At 64.8% G+C, this 17,058-nt stretch carries 20 protein-coding genes; 4 read left to right on the top strand and 16 right to left on the bottom strand.

Features of this window, described 5'->3' with window-relative positions:
• The first annotated feature begins 160 nt into the window (after positions 1–160).
• Positions 161–1,708 (top strand): CpaF family protein, encoded by a 1,548-nt coding sequence (locus ACKTSM_RS05855; protein ID WP_407876186.1) that lies wholly within the window; start codon positions 161–163, stop codon positions 1,706–1,708.
• Between the two features lie 15 nt (positions 1,709–1,723).
• Here the strand turns inward: ACKTSM_RS05855 and ACKTSM_RS05850 are convergent, their stop codons facing one another.
• A complete protein-coding gene (locus ACKTSM_RS05850) occupies positions 1,724–1,978 on the bottom strand; it encodes a hypothetical protein (RefSeq protein WP_407876185.1) in 255 nt (84 codons plus the stop codon).
• 52 nt (positions 1,979–2,030) lie between these two features.
• Here ACKTSM_RS05850 and ACKTSM_RS05845 point away from each other — a divergent pair, with 52 nt between their 5' ends.
• From ACKTSM_RS05845 to ACKTSM_RS05835, 3 genes are all read left to right on the top strand, one after another.
• Positions 2,031–2,969, top strand: coding sequence for a DMT family transporter (locus ACKTSM_RS05845; RefSeq protein WP_407876184.1), 939 nt, complete (start codon positions 2,031–2,033; stop codon positions 2,967–2,969).
• A gap of 37 nt (positions 2,970–3,006) precedes the next feature.
• Positions 3,007–3,135, top strand: coding sequence for a hypothetical protein (locus ACKTSM_RS05840; RefSeq protein WP_407876183.1), 129 nt, complete (start codon positions 3,007–3,009; stop codon positions 3,133–3,135).
• Between the two features lie 119 nt (positions 3,136–3,254).
• Positions 3,255–3,383, top strand: a complete 129-nt coding sequence (locus ACKTSM_RS05835; protein ID WP_407876182.1) for a hypothetical protein — start codon at positions 3,255–3,257, stop codon at positions 3,381–3,383.
• Positions 3,384–3,408: 25 nt separating this feature from the next.
• Here ACKTSM_RS05835 and ACKTSM_RS05830 read toward each other — a convergent pair whose 3' ends face one another.
• The 15 genes from ACKTSM_RS05830 to ACKTSM_RS05760 form a co-directional block, all read right to left on the bottom strand.
• Positions 3,409–4,011, bottom strand: a complete 603-nt coding sequence (locus tag ACKTSM_RS05830; protein WP_407876181.1) for a DUF938 domain-containing protein — start codon at positions 4,009–4,011, stop codon at positions 3,409–3,411.
• Positions 4,008–5,570: a long-chain-fatty-acid--CoA ligase gene (locus ACKTSM_RS05825; protein ID WP_407876180.1), complete on the bottom strand. Its 1,563-nt coding sequence runs from the start codon at positions 5,568–5,570 to the stop codon at positions 4,008–4,010. The genes ACKTSM_RS05830 and ACKTSM_RS05825 overlap by 4 nt, the downstream gene beginning before the upstream one ends.
• A 107-nt stretch (positions 5,571–5,677) precedes the next feature.
• On the bottom strand, positions 5,678–6,124 hold the full coding sequence (locus tag ACKTSM_RS05820; protein WP_407876179.1) for an ABA4-like family protein: 447 nt from the start codon (positions 6,122–6,124) through the stop codon (positions 5,678–5,680).
• A 4-nt stretch (positions 6,125–6,128) separates the two neighbouring features.
• Complete coding sequence (locus ACKTSM_RS05815; RefSeq protein ID WP_407876178.1) at positions 6,129–6,848, bottom strand: NAD(P)H-binding protein; 720 nt, start codon at positions 6,846–6,848, stop codon at positions 6,129–6,131.
• The gene (locus ACKTSM_RS05810; protein ID WP_407876177.1) at positions 6,841–8,037 is read right to left on the bottom strand and encodes a deoxyguanosinetriphosphate triphosphohydrolase; all 1,197 of its coding nucleotides are present in this window, start codon (positions 8,035–8,037) and stop codon (positions 6,841–6,843) included. Before ACKTSM_RS05810 ends, ACKTSM_RS05815 begins: the two co-directional genes overlap by 8 nt.
• A gap of 352 nt (positions 8,038–8,389) precedes the next feature.
• Entirely contained in the window at positions 8,390–9,094 is a 705-nt protein-coding gene (locus tag ACKTSM_RS05805; RefSeq protein WP_407876176.1) for an aspartate/glutamate racemase family protein, read from the bottom strand.
• A gap of 115 nt (positions 9,095–9,209) precedes the next feature.
• Positions 9,210–10,181 carry an alpha/beta fold hydrolase gene (locus tag ACKTSM_RS05800; RefSeq protein ID WP_407876175.1) on the bottom strand — a complete coding sequence of 324 codons (972 nt, stop codon included), beginning with the start codon at positions 10,179–10,181 and terminating at the stop codon, positions 9,210–9,212.
• Entirely contained in the window at positions 10,178–11,203 is a 1,026-nt protein-coding gene (locus ACKTSM_RS05795; protein WP_407876174.1) for an SO2930 family diheme c-type cytochrome, read from the bottom strand. Before ACKTSM_RS05795 ends, ACKTSM_RS05800 begins: the two co-directional genes overlap by 4 nt.
• Positions 11,200–12,387, bottom strand: coding sequence for a parallel beta-helix domain-containing protein (locus ACKTSM_RS05790; protein WP_407876173.1), 1,188 nt, complete (start codon positions 12,385–12,387; stop codon positions 11,200–11,202). Before ACKTSM_RS05790 ends, ACKTSM_RS05795 begins: the two co-directional genes overlap by 4 nt.
• A 76-nt stretch (positions 12,388–12,463) precedes the next feature.
• Positions 12,464–12,820: a hypothetical protein gene (locus ACKTSM_RS05785; RefSeq protein WP_407876172.1), complete on the bottom strand. Its 357-nt coding sequence runs from the start codon at positions 12,818–12,820 to the stop codon at positions 12,464–12,466.
• Positions 12,821–12,823: 3 nt separating this feature from the next.
• Entirely contained in the window at positions 12,824–13,297 is a 474-nt protein-coding gene (locus ACKTSM_RS05780) for a hypothetical protein (RefSeq protein WP_407876171.1), read from the bottom strand.
• On the bottom strand, positions 13,297–14,169 hold the full coding sequence (locus tag ACKTSM_RS05775) for a DUF2391 family protein (RefSeq protein WP_407876170.1): 873 nt from the start codon (positions 14,167–14,169) through the stop codon (positions 13,297–13,299). Before ACKTSM_RS05775 ends, ACKTSM_RS05780 begins: the two co-directional genes overlap by 1 nt.
• Complete coding sequence (locus ACKTSM_RS05770) at positions 14,169–15,644, bottom strand: NAD(P)(+) transhydrogenase (Re/Si-specific) subunit beta (protein WP_407876169.1); 1,476 nt, start codon at positions 15,642–15,644, stop codon at positions 14,169–14,171. Before ACKTSM_RS05770 ends, ACKTSM_RS05775 begins: the two co-directional genes overlap by 1 nt.
• A complete protein-coding gene (locus ACKTSM_RS05765; RefSeq protein WP_407876168.1) occupies positions 15,644–15,928 on the bottom strand; it encodes an NAD(P) transhydrogenase subunit alpha in 285 nt (94 codons plus the stop codon). The genes ACKTSM_RS05770 and ACKTSM_RS05765 overlap by 1 nt, the downstream gene beginning before the upstream one ends.
• The gene (locus ACKTSM_RS05760) at positions 15,928–17,055 is read right to left on the bottom strand and encodes an NAD(P) transhydrogenase subunit alpha (RefSeq protein WP_407876167.1); all 1,128 of its coding nucleotides are present in this window, start codon (positions 17,053–17,055) and stop codon (positions 15,928–15,930) included. The genes ACKTSM_RS05765 and ACKTSM_RS05760 overlap by 1 nt, the downstream gene beginning before the upstream one ends.
• Positions 17,056–17,058: the final 3 nt, after the last annotated feature.

Raw genomic sequence — 17,058 nt, 5'->3', positions numbered from 1 at the left:
CCCCTGCAATTTCCCCGCCACACCCGCAGCGCCAAACTGCGCAGAACTTTAGAAAAAAATAAGGTTTCCGAATTATTCACCAAATTTCGAGAGACGGCATTGGCGAAAACACCGCGAGTGCAGTCGCAATGGTGATGTTAGAACCCTTGGGGGCTTTGTAATGAGCGCATTCGGCAAAAAGGGGGGCGCAGGCGGGATGAGGCCGGGCGCGAAACCCGCATTCGGCGTGGCCCGGCCGATGAAGGGCGGCAACGCGAAAGCCGATTCAGGCGAAGGCGGCGAGCAGTTCCCGCCCCTGCCCGGCTCCGATGACGGCGCCGATGCGCCCAAGCCGGCTCCGGCACCGGCGGCCAGCAAGCCCCAGGGCAAGGACACCGCCAGCGCGATGGATCGCCTGACCGAGCGGATGAACGCGACCAACGCCGCCGAGGCAGAGGCTGGCGGCTTCGAGGCCAGCGTCCACAAGATCAAGGAACAGGTGCTTCCCCGCCTGCTCGAACGCGTCGACCCCGAGGCCGCAGCGACCCTGACCAAGGACGAGTTGTCCGAGGAATTCCGCCCGATCATCATGGAAGTGCTGGCCGAGCTCAAGGTCACGCTGAACCGGCGCGAGCAATTCGCGCTCGAAAAGGTGCTGATCGACGAATTGCTCGGTTTCGGTCCGCTTGAGGAATTGCTCAACGACCCCGATGTTTCGGACATCATGGTCAACGGCCCCGACCAGACCTATATCGAAAAGAAGGGCAAGCTGGTCATTGCCCCGATCCGGTTCCGCGACGAACAGCACCTGTTCCAGATCGCCCAGCGGATCGTGAACCAGGTCGGCCGCCGCGTCGATCAGACCACCCCGCTCGCCGACGCCCGCCTGAAGGACGGCTCGCGTGTCAACGTGATCGTGCCGCCGCTCTCGCTGCGCGGCACCGCGATCTCCATTCGTAAGTTCTCCGAGAAACCGATCACCCTCGACATGCTCAAGGAATTCGGTTCGATGAGCGAGAAGATGTGCACCGCGCTCAAGATCGCGGGCGCGTGCCGGATGAACATCGTCATCTCGGGCGGTACCGGTTCGGGTAAGACCACCATGCTCAACGCCCTGTCGAAGATGATCGACCCGGGCGAGCGCGTTCTCACCATCGAGGACGCGGCCGAACTTCGCCTGCAGCAGCCGCACTGGCTCCCGCTCGAAACGCGTCCGCCCAACCTCGAAGGCCAGGGCGCGATCACGATCGGCGACCTCGTCAAGAACGCCCTGCGTATGCGTCCCGACCGGATCATCCTGGGCGAAATTCGCGGCGCGGAATGTTTCGACCTTCTCGCCGCGATGAACACCGGCCACGACGGATCGATGTGTACGCTTCACGCCAACAGCCCGCGCGAATGCCTTGGCCGTATGGAAAACATGATCCTGATGGGCGACATCAAGATCCCCAAGGAAGCCATTTCGCGCCAGATCGCGGAATCGGTCGACTTGATCGTCCAGGTCAAGCGCCTGCGCGACGGTTCGCGCCGCACCACTGACATCACCGAGGTGATCGGGATGGAAGGCGACGTGATCGTGACTCAGAACCTGTTCAAGTTCGAATATCTCGACGAGAGCGAGGACGGCAAGATCATGGGCGAGTTCCGTTCATCGGGCCTGCGCCCCTATACGCTTGAAAAAGCGCGTCAATTCGGCTTCGATCAGGCCTATCTGGAGGCGTGCCTCTAAGGCCTTGCCCCCTGATCAAAGGCTGCCCAGCACCACCGGCAGGCTGACCGCGAGGCAGCCGCCGCCGATGATCGCGCTCGCTACGAACAGCGTCGTCCACGGCATCCAGCCCACGCGTTCGAGCCGCTCGACCGAGCGCCTGGCATTGCGCAGCCGCTCCATCACCAGGCACAGTCCGGCAAACAGCCAGAACCCCGCACCGGCAAGCGCGAGGCGTTCGGCGTCGCTGGCAAAGGACAGGCTGGTGAGAAACTCCATGGACAGCGCCATGTAGCGATGCGCGCCCTTCACGCAATGGCGCGAGCGCACTAAGGCCGCGCGAATGGATGGATCGATTGCCCGCCCCCGCCCGTTCCTGGCGCTGGCCTTGCGGCTTGCGACCGCGGGCGTGCTTGCGACCATGGCGATGCTCGTCAAGCTGGCGGCCGAGCGCGGGGCGAACCTTGCCGAGCTCGTCTTCTGGCGGCAGGCAATCACGCTGGTCTGCGTGTGCGTGCTGCTGGCTGCCACGGGCAAGTTCGCCTCGGTCAGGACACGGCGCTTCCCGGCACACGCCGCGCGCGCCGCGATCGGGCTGACGGGCATGTTCTTCGTCTATGGCGCGGTCATCCTGCTGCCGCTCGCCGAAGCCACCGCGATCAGTTTCACCGCGCCGTTCTTCGCGGTGATGCTGTCGGTGATCCTGTTCGGCGAGAAGGTGGGCCTGTATCGCTGGGGCGCGGTGATCCTGGGCTTTGCCGGCGTGCTGGTGCTGACCCAGCCCGGTTTCGGCCTTGCCGGCGGTGCGGCGATCGACCCGCTCGGCGCTGTCATCGGCCTTGTTGCAGCGCTGCTGGTCGCGCTGATCAGTTTCCAGATCCAGGATCTCAACAAGACCGAGGCGCCGTGGTCGATCGTCTTCTGGTTCATGCTGCTCACCACGCCGCTGCTCGCGCTCGCGCTACCATTTTTCGCCCAGGCCCACGATCTCGAAACCTGGCTGATCATCATCGCCATGGCGATTGCCGGGGCAATTGCCCAAATCTTGCTCACCACCTCGCTGCGGTTCGGATCGGCTGGGGTGATCCTGCTGATGGATTACACCTCGCTGCTGTGGGCGACCTGGTATGGCTGGAGCGTTTTCGACCGTTCGCCGAGCGCCAATCTGTGGCTCGGTGCGCCGTTGATCGTGGGCGCGGGACTGCTGATCGCCTGGCGCGAGCGGCGGCTTGCCCGCACCCCCTCGCCCGCTGCATCGTCAGTGGAACCGAACGCCTCGTAGACGCGTTGAAAACGCACACCAAGCGAGGAGAATTCGCATGATTCGCAAGACCATGATCGCAATCGCGCTGGGCGCGATGACACTGTCGGCCGCCGCCTGCAACACCGTTCGCGGGGTCGGAGACGACCTGCAATCGGCAGCAAACGCCGTCGACGAAGAAACCTAAGCGCCTGACCTTTCGCGCGAAAAGGGCTCGCCTGGAAAATGGCGGGCCCTTTTTCGTTTGCGCCGCGCCGCGCACGGGGCGATGGTCGCCCCCCCTTCTTGTTACGGATCCCGACGATCATGGCACGCAAATTTCTCACCATGCTGGCGCTTGGCGCGCTCGTGGCAAGCGCATCGGCCTGCAACACCGTGCGCGGCCTTGGCGAAGACTTGAAATCGGTCGCCAACGCGGTCGACGAGGAGACCTGATCCCGGCCCCGCTGCGTGCCGCCTGTCAGGCCATGCGATAGACCAGCACCAGGTTGTTCGCGGGCATTTCGCGGCGGGCCGTGCGCTCGAGGCCGTGCTTGCGTCCCAGCGCGTCGATCGCTTCGATATCGCGAATGCCCCAGCGTTCGTCGCGCTCGCGAAGCCCCGCGTCAAATTCGAGGTTCGACGACGCAGGCTCGACCCCGTGCTCGAAAAACGGGCCATAGAGAATGAGCGGCAAGTCCTTGCCGCCCAGGATTCGGGCAGCGCCTGCGAACAATCCTTCGGCCGCATCCCACGGCGCGATATGGACCATGTTGACGCACACGATTGCATCAGCGCGCCGAACCGGCCAGGCATAAGCTGCCGCATCGAGCAGCACGGGGGCGCGCAAGTTCACCCCGTCATATTCGGCGCGATAGGCCGCGATCGAGGCGAGCGCCTGGCGGTCGGGATCGCTCGGCTGCCATTCGAGCGCGCGCAGATGATCGGCAAAGAACACCGCGTGTTCGCCCGATCCGCTCGCCACCTCGAGCACCAGTCCCCATTCGGGCAATTCCTGGCGCAGCACCGCGAGGATTGGCTCGCGGTTGCGCAAGGTGGCCGGGGCATGGCGCTTTTCGTTCACGAGACCTGCCGGTCGCGCCCCTCCCAATAGGGATCGCGCAATTGGCGGCGCAGGATCTTGCCCGAGGCATTGCGCGGCATTTCGGGAATGATGTCCACGCTCTTGGGGCATTTGAACGGGGCGATGCGTTCGCGCGTATAGGCGATGAGATCGCCTGCATTGAGCTCGGCACCCGGCTTGCACACGACGCAGGCCTTCACCTCTTCGCCCCAGCGTTCGGACGGGATGCCGATCACCGCGACCTCTGCCACGGCGGGATGGCCGAAAATGGCGTTCTCGACCTCGGCGGGATAGACGTTCTCGCCGCCCGAAATGATCATGTCCTTGATCCGGTCCTGGATATAGACATAGCCGTCCTGGTCCATGATCCCGGCATCGCCGGTGTGCAGCCAGCCATCGGGATCGATCGTGCTTGCCGTTGCTTCGGGCAGGTTCCAGTAGCCCGCCGTGTTCGAGGGCGAATGGATGCACACCTCGCCGATCTCGCCGCGCGGCACCTCCGCATTGTCGGCCCCGCGCACCTCGATGGTGACGCCGGGCACCGCCTTGCCCGCCGAACGCATCCGCTCATTGCCTTCGAGCACGTGGTCCTCGGGCGGAAGCATGGTCACCGTGCCGCAGGTCTCGGTCATGCCATAGACCTGGAGGAAGCCGGTCTGCGGCATGGTGCGCACCGCCTCCTTCAGCAGTTCGAGCGGCATGGGCGCAGCGCCATACATGAGATAGCGCAGGTTCGAGAAATCGGTCCCGGAGGCCTGCGGATGCTGGATCACCATCTGCAGCGCGGCAGGGACGAGGAACATGTGGGTCGCGCCTTTCACGATCGCGTCGAGCACTCCGCCGGGCGTGAATTCGGGCATGACGAGGATACGCACGCCGTTCGCCGCCGCGATCGCGGCCACCCCGGTGCCGCCGATATGGGCGCAGGGCATGACCGCGAGCATGCAGTCGTCCGGGCCATAGATCTGCCAGGGCACCTGTTCATCGAGGCTGGGCTTGCGCAGGGCAAACAGGTTCCTGTTCGAAAGCTGAGCGCCCTTGGGATTGCCCGTCGTGCCCGAGGTGTAGAGCTGGAGCACTGGATCGTTCTCGTGCGGGGGCGCGTAATCGACCGGTTCCATGTTCGCCACTTCGGCAAAGGCGATATCGTCGCGCACCACCCGCGGGCGCGGATCGAGCGTGGCTGCGACCTCTTCGGCGCTGGCGAGAAACGCGTCTTCGGCCACCACCAGCTTCGCCCCGGTGTCGGACAGGATATAGGCGATCTCGGGCGGGGCCAGCCGCCAGCCGATCGGCGCGATCACCGCTCCCATGCGCGCCGCAGCATAAAGCATCAGGAAATAGCGGTCCGAATTGCGGCCCAGCCAGGCCACCATGTCACCCTTGCCGATATTGTTGGCGTGGAAATAGGCGATCAGCTGGCGGGTCAGGCGCTCGGCCTCGGCGTAGGTGGTGACCCTCTCGCCGTCTTCGAGCGCGATCCCGTCGGGCCGTTGCTCACCCCAATAGGTGAGAAACTCGTCAAAGGTCGTCAGACCGTAATGCTCTTCGCTCGCCATGGCCTCTCCATCCGGTTTTCTTTTCGAACCGGATTAAGCACGGGCGCGCGCGCGCTGTCCAATGGTTTACCCGATGGTCTGCCCCAATGGTTTGCCAATAGGCGCGGCTAGCGGAAGCGCCCGCTGCGGCGCGCTGCCGGTTCGCGTGCCAGCAACCAGATGCCAAGGCCGAGCGGCCCGGCCATGAAAGTCGCGAGCAGGACCGGTGCCTGAAACAGCCGCGAAATGCCCTTGGCATCGCCGTCGCGCGCGATCCAGAGCCCGACGAACAAATCCAAGGCGAGGTAGTGGACCCAGCCGATCACCACCCCGACATCGCTTGCAAACAACGCGCGCACGCCGGCGATCGTGGTGAAATCGCCGCCGCCTTCGCCTCCCGGGATGACCCCTGCTAGCACGCCTGCGAACAGCCCGACATAAAGCGCGCACAGCAAGCCTATGCCGAGATAGAGCAGTGCCGAAAGAAGCGCCGGCCAGCGCGGCAGGAGGATCAGGGCGGCCCAGGCGATCATGGCGAGAATGTTCGCAGCCGAAAAGACGAGGCCCCAGTCCATGATCCTACTCCCCCGGCTCCTCGGCCTTGGCGCGCCAGTCGCGCGCAGCGCGCTTCATCGCCTCGTTGTCATGGGTAAAGCGCCCCGCCGCCTTGCGCAGCGAAAGGCCGAGCGCGGCCTCTGCGACCAGATCGGCATCGAGCGAGCGATACATCGCCCACTTGTCGGGAAGCAGCGGGTCGACCAGCGGTGCTGCGAGCCGGGCGAGCGCCTCCAACGGCCTGCTGTCGCCCTCGCGCTTGCCGCGCAGAAGGCCGGGGCGCAGGATGTCGAGCCGCTTGAACCCGATCTTCGAGACCTCGGCCTCGGTCTCGCCCTTGACCTTGAGGTAGAAGTTCTTGGTGCGCGGGTCGGCGCCCGCCGAACTGACCAGCACCATGTTCGCAATGCCCGCCTCGTGCGCGGCGCGCGCGGTGGCGATGACGAGGTCGTGATCGACCGCGCGGAAGGCCGCCTCGTCGCGCCCCGCCTTGCGCCAGGTGGTGCCGAGCGCGCAGATGATCGCGCGCGGGCGCACCGCTTCGAGCACTTCGCCCCACTTGGCCGGATCGGCGACGAACATCTCGACCCGCGCGCCCCTGGGCAGGTCCATTTCGCGCCGGGCGATGCCGACAATGCGCACGGTGTCGCCGGCAGAGGATATCTCGATCAGCCGGCGCCCGATCAGGCCGGTGGCACCCACCAGCCCGATCCGCACCGGGTTGAAGGCGGGGGTGTCAGACATTGGTCAGCCCCCTCGGCATTTCACCATAGATCGCCTCGCAGGCGCGCATGGCGAAGCGATCGCTCATCCCGGCGATGAAATCGGCGATCGCCCGGCTGCGGCCCGGATCGGTGTCGGGAAGCCGCGCCTGCCATTCCTCGGGCATGAGCGAGGCATCCTGCGAATAGGCCGCGAACAGCCGCGCGATCACGTCGCGCGCGCGTTCGGCCGCTGAGACCTGTTCGGGATGGTAATAGAGCTTGTCGTACATGAAGGATTTGAGCGCCCGTTCGTGTTCCCGCATCGCCGGCGAAAACCCTGCCAGCTGGCGTCCCGCATCGCGGATCTCGGCGACCGAGCCAAACCCTTTCGCATTGTCGCGCGAATGGGTGATCACGTCGTTCACCATCAAGCCGATCTGGTCGCGGATCAGTTCTCGCAATTGGCGCTCGCGCGGGGCGTTGGGAAAGCGTTTTTCGACGGTCCGCCACTGGTCCGCGAGGAAATCGAGCTCGAGCAGGTCGTCGAGGTCGAGAAATCCGGCGCGAAGCCCGTCATCGATATCGTGGTTGTCATAGGCGATATCGTCCGAAACCGCTGCGACCTGCGCCTCGAGCGAGGGCCAGGTGCCGAGGTCGAGCGGGAAATCGGCATCGAGTTCGGCAAGCGCCCAGTTCGGCGCAGCAACCGGGCCGTTGTGCTTGGCGAGCCCTTCGAGCAAGTCCCAGGTGAGATTGAGCCCTTCGTGTTCGGGATAGGGGCTTTCGAGCCGCATCACCGTGCGAAGCGCCTGCGCGTTGTGACAGAACCCGCCATGGCGCGCCATCGCCTCGGACAAGGCCGCCTCGCCGGCATGGCCGAAAGGCGGGTGGCCCAGATCGTGCGCGAGGCACAGCGCCTCGGTCAGGTCTTCATCGAGGCCGAGCGCGCGGGCGATCACCCGGCCGATCTGGGCGACCTCGATCGAATGGGTCAGCCGGGTGCGGTAATGGTCGCCGTCGGGCGCGATAAAGACCTGCGTCTTCGACTTGAGCCGACGAAAGCTCATCGAGTGGATGATGCGGTCGCGGTCGCGCTGGAAATCGGTGCGAGGGCCGCGTTGCTCGCTGCGCGCGGGAGCGCTCTTGTCCCCTCCCTCGCGCGCGGCAACAGCGAATTCGCGTCCGCCATGGGCATGGGGATCGGCGGCGTAGGGAGCGCGGTCAGTCACGAGGTCCCGCTTAATCGCGCTGGCAACCGCGCTCAACCGGAACAGATCAGCAACCCGGCGCGATAACGTGGACAGCGCGGGCAACAGGGTGCCGGCGCGTCAGGATAACGCGTTGCTGGATAGGGAATGCGGGCAAAAAAAAGGACCGTCTGCCGGGTGCAATGGGGGGGGTGGCAAACGGTCCCGAAGCCTTCGCAGGCTCTGGGTCAACGGAGCGACCCGAAGACCCGAACTTGTCTATCTTGTTCTGATGACAGGCTCTGGGCGCGCACGTAAGGGCCAAGTCCGGGTTTTGCACACCTACCGATGGGTAAATGCGGCAATCCGTGGCAAATCACAGCCGAGTTGCGGTTCAGCCCTCGTCTTCCTGCTCGAGAATCCAGTCCGCGGCCGCGTCACAATGGATTCTGGTGCTGTCGAAGACCGGCAAGACGTTCGCATCGACATCGACCACGAGATCGAGCTCGGTGCAGGCCAGCACGATCGCGTTCGCCCCTTCCTGCGCCTTTCCGGTGATGATCGTCTTCATCGCGCGCTGCGCGTCGCGGGTGACCTTGCCCACCATCAGCTCGTCATAGATGATCCGGTCAAGCGTCTCGACATTGTTCATGTTGGGCGGCAGCAGGTCGATCCCGTGCGCGACCAGCCGCTTTCGATAGAAGCTCTCGGTCATGACATTGCGGGTGCCGATCAGCGCCGCGCTCTTGTGCCCGGCACGCTTGAGCGCGCGCCCGACATAATCCGCGATATGCAGGATCGGGATGCCGACCGCGCTCGCGACATCGTCATAGAGACGGTGCATCGAATTGGCGCCGATGATCAGCCCCTCGGCGCCCGCGCCTTCGAGCCGTTTCGCGCTCTCCGACAGGATCCCGCTCGCGCGCTTCCAGTCCTTTTCCTCGCGCAGCGCGTAAAGCTGGCAGAAGTCGAGGCTCTCGATCAGCATCGGGGCGGACGCCATCGGCGCCGCGCGGCGTTGAACGATGCGGTTGATCCGGTCGTAATAGATGCCGGTCGAAACCCAGCTCATCCCGCCGATCAGTCCCAGTTTTCGCAACGATTGTCCTCGATTCTCAAGCGCGTGTGCCAGTGGTGTAGCGACCAAGGGACCACCGCGTCCATAGGCCGAAAATCACCGTGTGCCTTCAGCCATTTGCTTGGTGAATCCGGGGTTAAGCGGGGTCTTGCCCGGCCTCCGGCTCAAGCGTTTGCGCCAGCCAGGCGCGCAGGTCGGCGAGCGATGCTGCGGGCGCTTCCTCGTGCGGAAGGTGGCCGATGCCGCGATAGATCGCGAGCGTCGAGGCGGGCAGGTGCTCCTCATACCAATAGGCCGCATCGACCGAGATCAGCGAGTCCTCGTCTCCCCACATGACGAGCGTCGGCACGTCGATCGCACCGACATCTTTGGCGTCAAGATAGGTCCAGTCGCGCGCCGAACGCCGCACGGTCGCCGCGCGGTTGCCAGGATAGCGCAGCAATTCCCAGTAGCGATCGATCGCCTCCTCGGTCACCACGTCCTCGTTCGATACGCTCTGGCGGAAGGATTGCTCGACAAGGCTGCGCGGGGTGATGTGTTCGGCAATTCGGTTCAGCCCCGGAGTGCGCATGATCGCAAAACCGATATTGCCTTCAGCCTCGGTCTCGATCGGCGCGCCTCCCGCATCGACGAGGATCAGCCCGTCGAGCCGCTCGCCATGCGCGGCCGCGAAAGCCACGGCATGCGCCCCGCCCATCGAGCTGCCGCCGAGCACGAAGCGCTCGAGCCCCAGCGCATCGGCCACTTCGCCAATATCGGCGACGTAATTGGCGAGGCTGTAATCATGTGCGGGATCGGGTCCGGTCAGGCCGTGGCCGACCTGATCAAAACGGATCACGCGGTAATCATCGGCCAGCCCGTCGACCCATGGCTGCCAGGTGTGCAGGTCTGCCGACGAGCCGTGCAGCAGCACGATGACGGGGGCATCGCGCGGCCCCTCATCGCGCAGGTGGACGAGGGTTCCCCCTCCGATTTCAACGAATTGTGAGGGAGCGGCCCCGTATTTGGCGCGCATCTGACCCGCATCGGTATCGGGTACGCGAAGAACGAGGAACGCGATCACCAGCGCCGCGACGAGGATGCCGAGCGCGCGCCAGACCCATTTCATTCGCCCATCTCCTCGATCCATGCGCGAATCACCGCCAGCGCCTCGTCATCCACGCTCGCGCGGCCCAGTTCGGGCATGGCGACCCCGGTTTCGGTCGACTGCATCCGGTGGACGAGGATCGACTTGTCAGGCTCTCCCGGCGCGATCGACACCAGCAGCCCGCCTGCCCCGCGCCCGGCTGCGACCGGCGGCTTGTTTACCCCGATCGCGAAGGCATCGCGCTGCTCCCAGCTGAGATCGAGCCCCGAGTTGGACGCGCTGCCACCGGGACGATGACAATGCGCGCAATTGACATCGAGATAGGCCCGCGCGCGGCCGGCAACGCCCGCCGTCTCGTCGCCCCAGCGCGGCATCGGATCGCTGCTCACCGGTTGGGCGGCGAGTATTTGCCGGTCTGCCAGTTCGGCGAGCAGTTCGGGGGAAAGGTTCCGGACCGCGGGGCCGATCGGAACCACCGCGTCATCGACCGAGTGGCAGGTCTTGCACTGATTCTTGTTGGGAATGCGGTAGCTGAAGGTCTTGCCGTCGGCGCGGGTGATCGGCAAGCGCCCGCCAGCCAGAGCAAGCCGCGCCTCGGTCTGCTCCGCGTTCCAGCGATAGGGCAAGGCCGTCCATCCATCGGCGCGGTGCACCAGCACGCGGGTCTCGATGAAGCGCTGGCCTGATCCCTCGCCGAAAGCGAAGGTCTTGATGATCGCGGTCCCGACAGGGAATTGCAGCACTCCGTCGCCATCGGCCGTGACCTGTTTGTGAGCCGGCACGTAGAGATAGCGCAGCTTGTCGGCGCCGTCGGAATAGAGCGCGGTGTTGAGCTCGTAGGGCACCAGCCGCGGGTCGGGGATGCGCGCGCCATCGTCCTGGAAGAAGCCGAATTCAGCCAGCGTGCGCGGCAGGCTGTCGCCGGCGATCACGGCGTCATCGACGCTCATGGGATGGACCAGCGCGCTTGCATCGCGGCCCGTCCCCATGCTCGCCGCGAGCGCACAGGCCGCAAGGGCGAGGAGAGCGAGCGAGCGTTTCACCCGATCCGCGCGTCGAGTTCTGCCGGTGCGCCGATGCCGCTGCGGTCGAATTCGCCCGACGGTTCGGGCACCGATAGCGGCTCGGGAGCGGCCCCGCCCAGCCCCTTGCCCGCTTCGGGCAGGTTCAATGACCAGCCGCGCGTTCCGGGCACTGTGAACATGGTGCCCAGCCCGTCCCACATGACAGGCGGCAGAGCCCCGCCAAAGGCCGCAAGCAGCATTTCGGCGCCTTCGAGCTGCGGATCATCGCCGCCCCGGCCATAGCTGTTCTCGCCGACCACGACGCCGCGCGGCAGCGGGTTGTAGCGTTCGTCATCGAAGCTCTGCGTATAGGCGATCACCATGATCGGAGCTGTCGGGTTCTCGTCGATGATGTTGTTCTCGATCAGCACCCCTTCATTTGCCATCACCATGATCCCGGTCCCGCGCCGCACGCCGGCGACGATATTGCCCGGCGGCGCGAAATTTGCGGTGTCGTTGGCGACCACGAGATTGTTCGCGACCACCACATTGCCTCCGCCCATCACCGGCAGGCCGGGCAGGTCGAACACGAGGATGCCGCCGGTATTGCGGGTGGCGATATTGTGTTCGACAAGCGCGTTTCGGCTGTTCTCGATCTCGATGCCCGCGACATTGGCCTCGGCGATCGAATTGCGCACCGTGATGCGGTTCGACTGGCCGACATAGATGCCCGCATCCGAAGCGCCGGTGACCTTGACCCCGTCGACCAGCACATTTTCGCTTTCGACCGGGTAGATGCCGTAAGCGCCGTTGTCCGGGTCTGGTCCATTCGTCCAGGTGACGCGGACGCGGTAATAGACGATATCGTCCGCACCCTTCGACTTGACCCCGTCGCCCTTGGGATTTTCGAGCGCGAAATCGCGCAGTGTGACATTGTCCGAGGTGACCAGCAGCCCTTCGCCCGAACCTTGCTGGCCGGTGAAATCGAGCACGGTGCCGTCCATCCCCGCCCCGCGCAAAGTCACCCCGTCAACGTCGAGGCTGAGCCCGTCGGTCATGGCATAGCGTCCCGCCTCGAGCACGATCTCGTCGCCCGGCTGGGCCAGGATCAATGCTTCCTGCAAGCGTTCCTGCGCGCCCTCGCCCGGCGTGATGATATGCGTTTCGGCCCATGCCGGAGCAGCGCCTGCAAGCAGCGCGGCAGCCAGAGTAATCCTGATCATGAAAACGTCTCTCCTCGTCCACGCCATTTTGCGCAGGCGCGAGGAATTGCGCAAGGCCGTTACGGCATGAACGGGGTCACCCGCCGAACATCAGCTCCACGCCGCAGCCTGCCGCCACCCGGACGAGCTGTTCGACCGCCTGCTGGTCATCGACCCGGCGCAGCCGTTCGAGCGCGGCATCGGTCGAAGGCGGAATGGCCGGCTCGCCCTCTTGCGGGGCCATCCGTTCGAGCCGGCGCAATTGCACGATCGAGAGCCGGTCGGTCAGCCGCGGCGCCATGCACCCCGCCATGTCCGCCGGAACGCCATTGCCGAGCAGCGCGGCCTCGACCCGGGCTTCGGTGACCTGTTCGAGCACGCCATCATCGCGCAGCAGGAAATAGGCGCCGATACCCAGCGCGAGAATGGCCAGCAGGAAGAGGAGCCGTTTCACCGCCTATCTCTCGTAAAAGACGATCACGCTATCGACCGGCACATCGACCTGTTCGAGTTCGACGACATAGGTCAACTTTTCGAGCGGGCCGACCAGTTGCATGTCGATCGAGACCGGTTCCGAACCGCCTTGCGAAACATCGATCTGCCAGTTGCGGATCGCGCGGCTCGACTTGTTGGTGATCTCGATCGGGACCAGATGCCCGCCATTGGGGCCCGGCTGTGCCTCGTCCCAGAGCGGCTTGATCTCGTAATCGAAGCGGTCGTCTTCTCCGACCGCCTTGTAGACCAGGAACACGATCAGCGCACCGATCAGCGCGAGCGAGAGACCGCGCACCACCCAGCCGATGATCGTCGGCGGCACCGGGCTCTTGTCGCCTGACGTGTTGGTCTTGTTGCTGTCGTCGCCGGACTGGTTGTCCGATCTGTCCGTGCCGCTTGCATTGCCGTCGCTTTTGTCTTGCGCCTTGTCGCTCATCACAGAACCAGCCTTCCTGCCGCTCCGCCAAGCGCGGTGGCATAGGCCGCGGTCACGACCCGCGGCACCCAGATCGCGGGGTCATCGCCCCAGGAGATATAGTCGAACCCGAACAGGAACGCGAAGCTCACCACCAGCGCCACCGCATAGGAAAACACCGTCTCGATGAACGGCGTGGTGAAGATCGTGCGATTGGTATAGTCACGCTCGACGAACTTGGCGATCTCAACGATCACGAAGGTCACAGCGAGGCTGAGAATGACGGTCGCGAGCGCGAGCCACCAGTCCTGCTTGGTGGTGATGACCACGGTCTCCATCGTCGGGGCAATGTTGTAGGCAAACAGAACGCCGCCAAGCAGGCTGCCCATGAAGACCGACATGTCAGACGAAAACGGCGAGCTGTCGTCGGAACGGCTGCTGTCGCCCCCGCCAAGCTGGTTGCGCGCCACAGCGGCACCGATGCCGCAGGGCACGCTTTCGAGCGCGACGATCTTCCACATGATTTCCGGCGAGAGCGAGAAATCGATGATCCCTGCCACGGTCAAGGTCAGCACCGATGCCACCGCACCGATGCCGAGCGCGGTCATCGCGTCCCAGAAATAGCCGCTGGTCCACTGGGTCTGGCGAAAGCCCGCATAAGCGCAGAAACCGACATTGACGAAATAGCCCGCGACGAGAAAGCCGATCACGGTCCATCCGCTCAGCTCGCGCCCGTGCTGCCACATCTCCATGGTATAGAGCAGCGGGAGCGAGACGAAGAGCGCCCCTGCAAAGCCGCGCGCAAGGTCGCGGATCTCAACTTTCCAGGCCGGGTCGCATTCGTCGCGCTTCTCGATCTGTTCGTCGAGCGGGGTGATGCCCAGCGCGCCCATCAGTCGAGCGCTTTCACGATATCTTCGACCATCTTCTTGGCATCCGACAAAAGCATGGTTGTCTGGTCCATGTAGAACACGTCGTTGTCAACGCCGGCATATCCGACCCCGCCCATCGATCGCTTGATGAAAAAGACCTGCCGCGCCTTGTCGACATCGAAAACCGGCATGCCGTAGATCGGCGATGCCTTGTCGGTCTTGGCCGCCGGATTGACCACGTCATTGGCGCCGATGATGAAGGCGACGTCGGCGGTGGCGAACTCGGAATTGATGTCCTCGAGCTCGAACACCTTGTCATAATCGACGCTGGCTTCGGCAAGCAGCACGTTCATGTGGCCCGGCATCCGGCCAGCGACGGGGTGGATTGCGAACTTGACCTCGATCCCCTTGTTTTCGAGCAGGTCGCACATTTCGCGCAGCGCGTGCTGGGCCTGGGCCACTGCCATGCCGTAGCCGGGGATGATGATGACCTTTTCTGCCTGTTCGAGCATGAAGGCGGCATCGTCGGCGCTGCCCTGCTTGTAAGGGCGCGCCTCGCGCGGGTCGCCATTGGTGCCGCCGCTTTCCGCGCCGAACCCGCCTGCAATCACGCTGATGAAGCTGCGGTTCATCGCGCGGCACATGATATAGGACAGGATCGCGCCCGAAGAGCCGACCAGCGCGCCGGTGATGATCATTGCCGTGTTGCCGAGCGTGAAGCCCATCGCCGCGGCCGCCCAGCCCGAATAGCTGTTCAGCATCGACACCACGACCGGCATGTCGGCCCCGCCGATCGGGATGATCAGCAGGAACCCGACGATGAAGGCGGCAAGGCAGATCGCGGGGAACACCCAGCCCGGCACCGGCGTCGTCACCGCGAACAGTCCGGTGAGAACGAGGATCGTGGCCATCGTGCCGAGATTGATGACATGGCGGCCGGGCAGCAGGATCGGGGACCCGCTCATCCGGCCCGACAATTTCAGGAAGGCGATGACCGAGCCGGAAAACGTGATCGCACCGATCGCAGCGCCCAGCGCCATTTCCACCCGCGCGATGGGATCGAGCATGAAGCGCGGCTCGGGAAAGGCTTCGGTTCCCGTCACCGGCACCAGCAGGTCGAATGCGGCGGGGTTGGTATAGGCGGCAGCCGCCACCAGCACCGCGGCAAGGCCGACAAGGCTGTGAAATCCCGCGACCAGTTCGGGCATCGCGGTCATCGCGATACGGCGGGCGATGGTGATGCCGATGATCCCGCCCAACAGCATGGCAATGCCGATCTCGACGATATTGGCGATGTCGTGGGTGACCAGCGTCGTAACCACCGCGATCAGCATGCCTGCCATGCCGAACCGGTTGCCACGCCGAGAACTGGCAGGGCTCGAAAGCCCGCGCAAGGCAAGGATGAAGAACACGCCTGCAACCAGATAGGCGAGCGCCACCCATGCGGGCACTGCGACTGCCGCGCCCGTGGCGCCTGCGAGCAAGGAGAGGCTCATCACTTCCGCTCCTTCTTCTTGTACATGGCCAGCATCCGCTCGGTCACGGCAAAGCCGCCGAAGATGTTGATGCTGGCAAGCACCACCCCGATCAGCCCGAGCCATTTTGCCACCGCGCTCCCGGCTTCCGCCGAAGCGATCAGCGCGCCGACGATGATGACTGAGGAAATCGCATTGGTCACAGCCATAAGCGGCGTGTGCAGCGCAGGCGTCACCGACCACACGACGTAATAGCCCACGAAGCAGGCCAGCACGAAGATCGACAGGATCGAAATGAAGTCCATCAGGCGGCCCCCTCCAGCCTATCGTTCACCACTTCACCGCCCCGGGTCAGCCGGATCGCGTCGCCGATCTCTTCGTCGAGCACGGGCCTGCCCGCTTCTTCGTCCCAGAAGGCGGAGAGGAAGTTGAAATGGTTGCGCGCGAACAGCGCTGATGCGTCGGCGGCAAGGTGCGCGGGCGTGTTGGCAAAGCCCATGATAGTGACGCCGTGGCGCTCGACCACCTCGTCGGCGATCGAACCCTCGACATTCCCGCCTTGCACGACCGCGAGGTCGAAGATGACGCTGCCCGGCTTCATCGACGCGATCTGTTGATCGGTGATGAGGCGCGGCGCCGCGCGGCCCGGGATCAATGCGGTGGTGATGACGATGTCCTGCTTGGCGATATGTTCGGAGACGAGCTTTGCCTGCGCGGCCTTGTACTCATCGCTCATCTCGGTCGCGTATCCGCCCGAGCCTTCGCCTTCGATCCCGGCAACGTCCTCAACAAACACGGCTTTTGCGCCAAGGCTTTCGATCTGTTCCCTGGTGGCAGAGCGCACGTCGGTGGCGGAAACCTGCGCGCCGAGCCTGCGTCCGGTGGCGATCGCCTGAAGGCCTGCAACGCCCACCCCCATCACGAACAGGCGCGCGGCCTGCACGGTGCCGGCGGCGGTCATCATCATCGGGAAGGCGCGTCCGAAGGTGTCGGCAGCGGCGATGACCGCCTTGTAACCGGCTAGGTTCGACTGGCTGGAAAGCACGTCCATGCTTTGTGCGCGGGTGATGCGCGGCATGAATTCCATGCTCAGCGCCTCGAGCCCCGCGCTCGCATAGGCGGCGACCAGTTCGCGCCGCTGGAAGGGATCGAACAGGGCGGCGACCATGGCCCCCGGCCTTGTCCCTTCGAGACGGGCCAGCTCGGGCGCGCGGATGGCGATGACGATATCCGCGTCCTTCACCACCGCCTCGGCATCGCCGATCGAGGCCCCCGCCTCGCGAAAGGCGTCGTCGGAAAAGGCGGCGCTGTCGCCCGCCCCGCTCTCGACCGCGAAATCGGCGCCCAGCGCGATGAATTTCCTGACCGTTTCCGGGGTAGCGGCCACCCGCGTCTCCCCAGGAAAACGCTCCTTCAAGACCGCTATTTTCACCCC

Source organism: Qipengyuania nanhaisediminis, from assembly GCF_045862805.1.
In the GTDB taxonomy this organism is placed as follows: domain Bacteria; phylum Pseudomonadota; class Alphaproteobacteria; order Sphingomonadales; family Sphingomonadaceae; genus Erythrobacter; species Erythrobacter nanhaisediminis_A.
This window is presented reverse-complemented; position numbering and strand designations above follow the sequence as displayed.

Bases quoted from the DNA above. Each gene is read 5' to 3' on its own strand.
- ACKTSM_RS05840 (WP_407876183.1), top strand. From the start codon at position 3,007: ATGATTCGCAAGACCATGATCGCAATCGCGCTGGGCGCGATGACACTG.
- ACKTSM_RS05775 (WP_407876170.1), bottom strand. From the start codon at position 14,169: ATGGGCGCGCTGGGCATCACCCCGCTCGACGAACAGATCGAGAAGCGC.
- ACKTSM_RS05835 (WP_407876182.1), top strand. From the start codon at position 3,255: ATGGCACGCAAATTTCTCACCATGCTGGCGCTTGGCGCGCTCGTGGCA.
- ACKTSM_RS05850 (WP_407876185.1), bottom strand. From the start codon at position 1,978: ATGGCGCTGTCCATGGAGTTTCTCACCAGCCTGTCCTTTGCCAGCGAC.
- ACKTSM_RS05855 (WP_407876186.1), top strand. From the start codon at position 161: ATGAGCGCATTCGGCAAAAAGGGGGGCGCAGGCGGGATGAGGCCGGGC.
- ACKTSM_RS05845 (WP_407876184.1), top strand. From the start codon at position 2,031: ATGGATGGATCGATTGCCCGCCCCCGCCCGTTCCTGGCGCTGGCCTTG.
- ACKTSM_RS05815 (WP_407876178.1), bottom strand. From the start codon at position 6,848: ATGTCTGACACCCCCGCCTTCAACCCGGTGCGGATCGGGCTGGTGGGT.
- ACKTSM_RS05825 (WP_407876180.1), bottom strand. From the start codon at position 5,570: ATGGCGAGCGAAGAGCATTACGGTCTGACGACCTTTGACGAGTTTCTC.
- ACKTSM_RS05770 (WP_407876169.1), bottom strand. From the start codon at position 15,644: ATGAGCCTCTCCTTGCTCGCAGGCGCCACGGGCGCGGCAGTCGCAGTG.
- ACKTSM_RS05820 (WP_407876179.1), bottom strand. From the start codon at position 6,124: ATGGACTGGGGCCTCGTCTTTTCGGCTGCGAACATTCTCGCCATGATC.
- ACKTSM_RS05780 (WP_407876171.1), bottom strand. From the start codon at position 13,297: ATGAGCGACAAGGCGCAAGACAAAAGCGACGGCAATGCAAGCGGCACG.
- ACKTSM_RS05790 (WP_407876173.1), bottom strand. From the start codon at position 12,387: ATGATCAGGATTACTCTGGCTGCCGCGCTGCTTGCAGGCGCTGCTCCG.
- ACKTSM_RS05765 (WP_407876168.1), bottom strand. From the start codon at position 15,928: ATGGACTTCATTTCGATCCTGTCGATCTTCGTGCTGGCCTGCTTCGTG.
- ACKTSM_RS05800 (WP_407876175.1), bottom strand. From the start codon at position 10,181: ATGAAATGGGTCTGGCGCGCGCTCGGCATCCTCGTCGCGGCGCTGGTG.